This window comes from Roseobacter sp. (genome assembly GCF_024639605.1).
Taxonomy (GTDB): Bacteria; Pseudomonadota; Alphaproteobacteria; order Rhodobacterales; family Rhodobacteraceae; genus Roseobacter.
Map to the genome: position 1 here is coordinate 1 of NZ_JAHEHZ010000150.1, position 8,089 is coordinate 8,089.

9 protein-coding genes are annotated in these 8,089 nt (G+C 60.6%); 1 reads left to right on the forward strand and 8 read right to left on the reverse strand.

All coding sequences use genetic code 11. The annotated features are described in order from the left end of the window. The 7 genes from Q0M35_RS15595 to fabD all read right to left on the reverse strand — a co-directional run. Positions 1–314: terminase family protein (locus Q0M35_RS15595; protein ID WP_366519674.1), on the reverse strand; the 314-nt coding region annotated here is incomplete at its 3' end. Positions 315–902: 588 nt separating this feature from the next. Beyond that, the gene (mltG, locus tag Q0M35_RS15600) at positions 903–2,063 is read right to left on the reverse strand and encodes an endolytic transglycosylase MltG (RefSeq protein ID WP_295316924.1); all 1,161 of its coding nucleotides are present in this window, start codon (positions 2,061–2,063) and stop codon (positions 903–905) included. Further along, positions 2,063–3,322: a beta-ketoacyl-ACP synthase II gene (fabF, locus tag Q0M35_RS15605; protein WP_295316926.1), complete on the reverse strand. Its 1,260-nt coding sequence runs from the start codon at positions 3,320–3,322 to the stop codon at positions 2,063–2,065. Before fabF ends, mltG begins: the two co-directional genes overlap by 1 nt. Before the next feature lie 89 nt (positions 3,323–3,411). Then, on the reverse strand, positions 3,412–3,945 hold the full coding sequence (locus Q0M35_RS15610; RefSeq protein WP_295316928.1) for a GNAT family N-acetyltransferase: 534 nt from the start codon (positions 3,943–3,945) through the stop codon (positions 3,412–3,414). 169 nt (positions 3,946–4,114) lie between these two features. Continuing rightward, on the reverse strand, positions 4,115–4,348 hold the full coding sequence (locus Q0M35_RS15615; RefSeq protein WP_005982462.1) for an acyl carrier protein: 234 nt from the start codon (positions 4,346–4,348) through the stop codon (positions 4,115–4,117). Positions 4,349–4,606: 258 nt separating this feature from the next. Further along, a complete protein-coding gene (fabG, locus tag Q0M35_RS15620; protein WP_295316937.1) occupies positions 4,607–5,344 on the reverse strand; it encodes a 3-oxoacyl-[acyl-carrier-protein] reductase in 738 nt (245 codons plus the stop codon). Positions 5,345–5,361: 17 nt separating this feature from the next. Next, positions 5,362–6,294 carry an ACP S-malonyltransferase gene (gene fabD, locus Q0M35_RS15625; protein ID WP_295316939.1) on the reverse strand — a complete coding sequence of 311 codons (933 nt, stop codon included), beginning with the start codon at positions 6,292–6,294 and terminating at the stop codon, positions 5,362–5,364. Positions 6,295–6,488: 194 nt separating this feature from the next. On the opposite strand from fabD, the gene Q0M35_RS15630 reads away from it, so the two are divergent. Next, positions 6,489–7,688 carry a cytochrome b/b6 domain-containing protein gene (locus Q0M35_RS15630; protein WP_295316942.1) on the forward strand — a complete coding sequence of 400 codons (1,200 nt, stop codon included), beginning with the start codon at positions 6,489–6,491 and terminating at the stop codon, positions 7,686–7,688. A gap of 227 nt (positions 7,689–7,915) precedes the next feature. On the opposite strand, the gene Q0M35_RS15635 is transcribed toward Q0M35_RS15630, so the two are convergent. Continuing rightward, positions 7,916–8,089 (reverse strand): YceI family protein (locus Q0M35_RS15635; RefSeq protein ID WP_295316944.1); only part of this gene is annotated, 174 nt, incomplete at its 5' end.

Genomic DNA, 8,089 nt, shown 5'->3' on the forward strand with positions numbered 1-8,089 from the left:
AAAATCATCACTTCGCGGACCTGGTCGATGGTCTCCCCCACCAGCGCCACACGGCGCGACCGGCCCTCATCGAGCGGCTTTGCGCCCTCGACCTGCGCGCGCACCCATTCGGCACCCGCACGTGTTTTACCGGCACCCCGGCCACCCATGATCACCCATGAGCGCCAGTCGCCGACGGGCGGAAGCTGATGCTCCATCGCCCAGAATTCAAAGAGATAAGGGAGAGCCAGAAGCTCTCCCTCGCTGAGTTCATTCAGAAAGCTGTCCTGCACCTCGCGTGCAGCGGAGCCGATCCAGCTTGCACCCGATCTCAAGCCTCGCTTTTTCGAGATCGAGGGCGTACCCTCCCCGGGCAATACCACTGGATTTGCTACGGCATTCGACAAGGCGGTTCTCCACTTCCTGGCAGGTTCTCAGGAGCGCCCTCGCGGAAGCCACTGTTCTGCTGTCTTGCGTCGTATCCAGACCTTCACCTGCGCGGACCTTTCTTTTGAGGTCCTCGATTTCTTTACGCAGTTCTTTAATGGATCCGATTACCGAATTCAGAAGATCTTCGGATTGCGACGCTACGTGCTCTTGGGTCAGTAAAGTCATTCAGGTTTCTACCTCTCATGCGCGTCGTCTCCGCACGAGAGAAACGAAAAAACGACCCGTCGGGGTCTCCCCGGGGTCGTTTGCCCACTTCTTCTAGCATGCCACAAGTTATACGGGAGACCGCGCGCAGAGTCAAGAAAAAACCACGTCAACTCAAACGGTTGACCGTACGGTGGGGTTAACGACTTCCTAAACCAACGGGTCTCTTATCATTGTGCACAAGCGGTTCAGTGACTGAATTCCCTGATTTATAACGATCACAGGTGCACATTACCCCGACCCGTCCGGCCGCGCGCTTCACAGCCCGCTTACTGGCTCTGTTGCCGGCTTTCGGCTTCGATCTCGCGCCAGGCGGCCACGTTGCGGTTGTGCTCATCAAGGGTTTCGGCAAAAGCATGCCCGCCCGTGCCATCGGCCACAAAGAACACATAAGGCGTCTCAGGTGGCTGTGCCGCAGCCTCAAGGCTGGCTGTGCCCGGATTGGCAATCGGGGTGGGCGGCAATCCGTCGATCACATAGGTGTTCCAGGGCGTCTCCCGGCGCAGCTCACTCTGGCGCAGACCGCGCCCCAGCGTACCCCGTCCTTCAGTGACGCCATAGATCACTGTCGGGTCGGTCTGCAGACGCATGCCGCGGTTCAGGCGGTTCACAAATACACTTGCGACCTGACCGCGCTCTTCGGGCACGCCGGTTTCCTTTTCTATGATCGAGGCCAGCACCAGCAGCTCTTCGGGCGTCTCTATTGGCAACCCGGGACTGCGCGCGGCCCAGGCATCGGCGATCCTTGTCTCCTGCGCGGCCTGCATACGCGCGATCACATCGGCGCGGGCATCGCCCGGACGCACCTCATAGCTGTCAGGAGCAAGAGACCCTTCTTCGGGCAGAAACTCAACTTCGCCCTCAAGCACATCCATCGCTTTGAGGCTTTCAACAACCTGCCAGCTGGTCACGCCTTCGGCCAGGGCCACGCGGAACCGTGTGCCTGCTTTGGCCTTCCGGTCCGTATAGATATCCGGCGTTTCGTCCTCGGCAGGGTTGAACTCCGCCATTTCCTCGAAACGTCCGGTTTCTGGATCAAGCTCGCGCAGTTGCACACCGACACGGCTCACGCCCACACGATAAACCACTTCGGTGCCACAGGTGCTTGCACCGCCCTGGGTCACAAGCCCAACGATCTCCTCCATCGACGCACCGGGTCCTACCAGATAACTACCGGCCTTAAGTTCCGAGGCTTTGTCAGCGTAATCCGCCCCCATACGGAAAATCGCAGCGGAACCTACGGCACCCTGTTCTTCCAGGTCCGTGCTCACCCGGCGCATGTTCGTGCCACGCTCCACCTGCAGGCAGATCGCCTCCGTGAGCGGTCCCGGGCCGGTAAACTGCCGCTGTCCCCAGAGGATCAGACCGCCGGCCAGAAACAGCAGCACAATCAGCGCCGTCACTGCATTAGACGCGATATGTCGCCACATCAGCTGACTTTCCCGAAAACAACGCTCGCATTGGTGCCGCCAAAACCGAACGAGTTCGACAGCGCCACATCTATCTTACGCTCTCGTTTGGCGTTGGGCGCAAGATCGATCGGTGTCTCCACCGCCGGGTTGTCAAGGTTGATCGTCGGCGGGGCCACCTGATCGCGGATTGCGAGGATGGAAAAGATCGCCTCGATAGCACCGGCAGCGCCCAGCAGGTGCCCGGTTGCGGATTTGGTCGAAGACATCGTCACATTGCCCGCATGATCGCCCATCAGACGTTCGACAGCGCCCAGTTCAATCGTATCTGCCATTGTCGAAGTGCCGTGCGCGTTGATGTAATCCACATCGGCGGGTTCCAGCCCTGCATTGCGCAGCGCGTTGCGCATGGACCGCTCGCCGCCTTCTCCGTCCTCGGACGGCGCGGTGATATGATAAGCGTCGCCCGAGAGGCCATACCCCAGAACTTCGGCATAGATCTTCGCGCCGCGCGCTCTGGCGTGCTCGTATTCCTCCAGCACCACAATGCCCGCACCTTCGCCCATCACGAACCCGTCGCGGTCGGCGTCATAAGGGCGGCTGGCCTTTTGAGGATCATCGCCGCGTTTGGTGCTGAGCGCTTTGCAGGCATTGAAGCCCGCAATCCCGATCTCACAGATCGCGGCCTCAGCGCCTCCGGCGATCATGACATCGGCGTCGCCATGCTGAATAAGCCGGCTTGCGTCGCCAATCGCATGCGCCCCGGTGGAACAGGCCGTCACGACCGAATGGTTCGGGCCCTTGAAGCCATACCGGATGCTGACCTGACCGGAAATCAGGTTAATCAGAGCGCCGGGCACAAAGAAGGGGGACACGCGCCGCGGCCCCTTCTCGGCCATCATAATGGCGGTATTGGCGATGGAATTAAGCCCGCCGATACCGGAGCCGATCAGCACGCCGGTCCGCTCAAGGCTTTCAGTATCCTCAGGCTGCCAGCCGGCATCCTCGACGGCCTGCTGTGCGGCGGCCATGCCAAACAGGATAAAGGTATCGACCTTGCGCTGCTCTTTGGGTTCCATGTATTTGCCGGCATCGAACGTGCCGTCACTGCCGTCGCCAAGGGGCACTTCGCAGGCGTACTGTGTCACCAGCTTTGACGGGTCAAACCCGGTGATCGGTCCCGCGCCCGACTGCCCGTCCAGAATGCGCGACCAGCTTTCCTCCACGCCGTCTGCCAAAGGTGTCACCAGGCCAAGGCCTGTGATAACTACTCTGCGCATCGCCATATCCCTCTCAGTTTGTTGCTCCCCCATACAGTGAGCAGCTTATTCTGTGCAAGAGCACAAGGCACAGGGCCCTGGCGCGCCGCTCACTGCGGCGGGCCTTTGCGCGCCAGCAGTTTCACCGCGTCGCCGTCATGCACCGCATCGCGCAGTGCAACATACCCCATTTTTCCCGCAATAGTGAGCGAGCGTTCATTTTCGGGCGCGATCATACAGACCAGCCGCCCCGTAACCACGCGGTCAAACCAGTCATGTGCCGCCTTCACGGCCTCGATCCCGTATCCTTTGCCATGCTCCTCGGGGGCCAGCACCCATCCGGCTTCAGGGAAATCATCGAAATCCTCGCCCAGATCGCGTTTTGCATAAAAAAAACCGACCTGACCCGACATCTCCGCTTCACGGTGGCGATGGATGGCCCATTGTCCGAACCCGGTAATCTGCCAGTGCCCCGCATGACGCAGAAAAGCCGCCCAGGCTTTGCTGCGCGGCCAGGGCTCGGCGTCGATAAATTCGACAACTTCGGGCATCGACCAGATTTCGGCAAATCGCCGGAAATCCTCCGCGCGCATGCCGCGCAGGGTCAGACGCTGCGTATTGATGGTGGGTATCGTACGCGACATTTTACTGGCCTCAGATCTCAAAGCGGAGCTTTTCGCTCTCTGAGTGGAATCATTGCGTAACCAGGCGCATCAGTTCAACCCCCTGATGTGCCTTTGCAGAAAAAAGGCGCCTCTCCGCAGGGAAAGGCGCCGGAACTTGACACAGACCGGGCAAAAGCCCTGTCCGGGATCAGGAAGCTTCAGAGATGAACTTAACTGCATCACCGAATGTCTGGATTGTTTCGGCCGCGTCATCGGGGATTTCGATACCGAACTCTTCTTCGAATGCCATGACCAGTTCAACTGTGTCGAGGCTGTCCGCACCGAGATCGTCGATGAACGACGCGTTTTCGGTGACTTTGTCCTCTTCAACACCCAGGTGCTCGACAACGATTTTCTTAACGCGATCTGCGACGTCGCTCATAGTAATCCCTCATTCTTTCGGGCCAGTGTCTCAGGCCCCCTTTGGTTGCGCAGCGGTCCGGACAGGGCCCGGATGATCACGCGTTTGCCCCAAAAGGGGCGGCTCTTTGTCCGGACCTGCGCAGTGAAACACTGTCCGGTACCGGGCGGTATTGCGGCCCTTCCGGCCCGCCTGTTCCGGTCTGCGCTCCCTCTAACACAAGCGGCAGGGATGGCAAACACGATTGTGCGCTCCTCCCGGAAGCACCCCGGAACTGGCCTATAACATGGCCATCCCACCGTTTACATGCAAGGTGGTACCGGTCACATAAGCAGCTTCTGCGCTTGCAAGAAAGAGCACGGCCGACGCGATTTCGTCAGGTGTGCCCATCCTGCCAGCCGGAATCTGACCCATGATCCCGGCTTTCTGGTCGTCCGTCAGTTTACCGGTCATTGCTGTTTCGATGAAACCCGGAGCCACAGCATTGACCGTGATCCCGCGACTTGCGACCTCATAAGCAAGGCTTTTGGACATGCCGACCATACCGGCTTTGGAGGCTGCGTAGTTCGCCTGGCCGGGGTTGCCGGTGGCCCCGACCACAGACGAAATATTCACAATCCGGCCCCAGCGCGCTTTCATCATGCCGCGCATCACGCCTTTGCACAGGCGGAAGGTCGCCGTCAGATTCACGTCCAGCACTGACTGCCACTCTTCATCCGACATACGCATAAAGAGATTGTCGCGCGTAATGCCGGCGTTGTTCACCAGAATGTCCACCGATCCCATCGCTTCCGCGGCCTGTTTCGGCAAGGCGTTCACGGCCTCACTGTCGCCGAGATTACAGGGCAGCACATGGGCACGCTCACCAAGCTCAGCGGCAAGCGCCCCCAGCGGTTCGGTGCGGGTACCCGACAGACCGACGGTCGCGCCGGCCCCGTGCAGCACGCGCGCGATTTCCGCTCCGATACCCCCCGATGCGCCCGTCACCAGCGCGTTTTTCCCCGTCAGATCAAACATAAAAATTACTCTCCTGCTCAGGCCCCGAGGGCCGCTTTGATGTCATCGGGCGCGCCGATGTTGCGTGTTTCTGCTTCTTTGGCGATGCGCCGGATCATGCCGCTCAGGGCTTTGCCCGCGCCGATCTCCCAAAACGATGTGACGCCCTGCTCTGCCATCCACTCGACGGACGTTTTCCAGCGGACCTGCCCGGTCACCTGGCGGATCAGCAGATCGCGGATCTTCGCCGGCTCGTTCACGGCTTCGGCCAGAACATTTGCCACCAGCGGAACCTTTGGTGCATTCATCTGCACCTCTTCCAGCGCTGCGGCCATCACCTCTGCCGCAGGCGCCATCAGCGCACAGTGAAAGGGCGCAGACACGGGCAGCAACAAGGCACGCTTTGCTCCGGCCTCTCTGGCGAGCACCGTGGCACGTTCCACCGCTTCTTTGTCGCCAGAGACGACATTCTGTGCGGGGTCATTTTCATTGGCAACCTGACAGACCTGTCCTTCGGCAGCCTTCTCGGCGATCTCCGTCACCGTGTCGAAACCGAGACCAAGCACTGCCGCCATCGCACCCTGACCGACCGGAACGGCTTTCTGCATCGCCCGCCCGCGTGTCCGCAGCAACCGCGCGGCATCGGCCAAGGAAAAGGTCCCGGCCGCGGCCAGCGCTGAATATTCCCCCAGCGAATGGCCCGCTACATAAGAAACACGGTCGAGCCCGATGCCTTCGGCTTCCAGCGCCCGCAGCGCCGCAATCGAAGTCGCCATCAGCGCAGGCTGGGCGTTTTCCGTCAGTGTGAGCGTCTCGATATCGCCCTCCCGGATGAGGTCGCTGAGCTTTTCTCCAAGCGCGTCATCGACCTCATCGAAAACCGCCTGTGCCGCCGGCCATTCTGCGGCCAGCGCCTGCCCCATGCCGATGGTCTGCGCCCCCTGGCCCGGAAACACGAATGCAATGCTCATAAAATCCCCCTGTTATTCTGTCGTCGTCCCGGCTTAGCCTGACCGGCAGCCATGAGCAACTCTGCGCAGGCCCGAAGGCCTCGACTGACCTGACCGCGTTTCTGCGCATTCATTGTGCGCGGGGCGCCCTTGCCGCCCTGCTCCGGGCGGTTACTCTCACAGGGTACAATTGCTGATCAGTCAGGACCTGCCGGATGACCCTTGCCAATACCACACGCCATTACGGTGCCGTCACCAAGACGTTTCACTGGCTGACTGCGCTGTTGATACTGACGCTTATCCCTCTGGGCATCTTTGCCAACGGTCTGCCTTACGACACCTCAGAAGAACTGGCACGCAAGGCCTGGTATTTCTCCTTACACAAAACGCTGGGGGTTACGGTCTTCTTTGTCGCACTTGCGCGTATCGCCTGGGCGCTGAGCCAGCCCAAGCCGGGGCTGCTGCACCCTGACCGCAAACTGGAAAGCCTGGCGGCGGAAACCGTGCACTGGCTGCTCTATGGCTCATTACTGCTGGTGCCGCTCACCGGCTGGATTCACCATGCCGCGACCGAAGGTTTTGCGCCGGTCTGGTGGCCGCTGGGGCAAAACCTGCCGATGGTGCCCGAATCAGAACCGCTGGCGGCGGTCACTGCCGGGCTGCACATCGTTTTTGAACGGGTACTGGCATTTTCCGTCCTGCTGCACGTCGCGGGCGCGCTGAAACACCATTTCATTGACCGCGACAGCACCCTGCGCCGCATGCTGCCCGGGCGTCCGGCGGTCCCGGATCTGCAAAGCAACCATCACATCGCGCTGCCGCTTATCGCCGCCGTCGTCATCTGGGCCGGCGCGCTGGGGACAGGATCCGTTCTCGGGCTCTATGAAAGACACGGCGCAACCGTGCAGGCGGCAGCGCTTGAGGATGTGCAGTCTGACTGGGCGGTAGAGGACGGCACCCTGTCCATCACCGTTACACAGCTTGGCTCAGAAGTAACCGGCTCCTTTGCCGACTGGACGGCTGCCATCAGCTTTGACGAAACCGTTGCAGAGGGGCCGGCAGGATCGGTTGATGTGACGATCTCCATCGGCTCGCTCACGCTGGGGTCGGTCACCTCTCAGGCGATGGGCGAGGATTTCTTTAACGCTGAAAGCTTTCCGACAGCCAGTTTCACAGCCGGGATCATCGCAGGGCCGGATGGCTATCTGGCCGATGGCACTGTGACTATCCGGGACAAGTCCGTGCCAGTGCAGCTTCCCTTCACACTCGATATCACCGACGGCACAGCCGTCATGCAGGGCAGCACCACACTCGACAGGCGCGATTACAACATCGGCGACAGTCAGAAAGACGAAAGCTCGCTCGGTTTTTCGGTCGGTGTCACGATTGCGCTGACGGCGCGCGAAGCGACCTGAGGCGCACCAGGACAGTAGCCTCTTCGGCGTCTGACAAAAACCGCGCCTGAAAAACAGCGCATCATCTGCGCCCGGGTATTTTGCCCGACTGCCGACCCGGACGGTGCCTGACAGGCTGACGTATCGCCCGCTCAGGGCGGGACCGCCCGAAGGGCCAGGATGAAAAAATAAAAGCCGCGCAGGAACTGCGCGGCTTTGCATTCGGATCAGGTAAAATGTCCGGCAGATTACTCGGCCTTCATGGCTTCCAGAGAAATCATCACCTCAACCTCGTCGCTGACGAAGGGGGCAAATGCACCCACACCGAAGTCCGAGCGCAGCAGAGTTGTCGTCGCATCAAAACCAGCCCAGGGCTTGCCCGCCTGCGGATGATCGCCGGTCTTGTTGAGCACAGCATCGAG

Bases quoted from the DNA above. Each gene is read 5' to 3' on its own strand.
- mltG (WP_295316924.1), bottom strand. From the start codon at position 2,063: ATGTGGCGACATATCGCGTCTAATGCAGTGACGGCGCTGATTGTGCTG.
- fabF (WP_295316926.1), bottom strand. From the start codon at position 3,322: ATGCGCAGAGTAGTTATCACAGGCCTTGGCCTGGTGACACCTTTGGCA.
- Q0M35_RS15610 (WP_295316928.1), bottom strand. From the start codon at position 3,945: ATGTCGCGTACGATACCCACCATCAATACGCAGCGTCTGACCCTGCGC.
- Q0M35_RS15615 (WP_005982462.1), bottom strand. From the start codon at position 4,348: ATGAGCGACGTCGCAGATCGCGTTAAGAAAATCGTTGTCGAGCACCTG.
- fabG (WP_295316937.1), bottom strand. From the start codon at position 5,344: ATGTTTGATCTGACGGGGAAAAACGCGCTGGTGACGGGCGCATCGGGG.
- fabD (WP_295316939.1), bottom strand. From the start codon at position 6,294: ATGAGCATTGCATTCGTGTTTCCGGGCCAGGGGGCGCAGACCATCGGC.
- Q0M35_RS15630 (WP_295316942.1), top strand. From the start codon at position 6,489: ATGACCCTTGCCAATACCACACGCCATTACGGTGCCGTCACCAAGACG.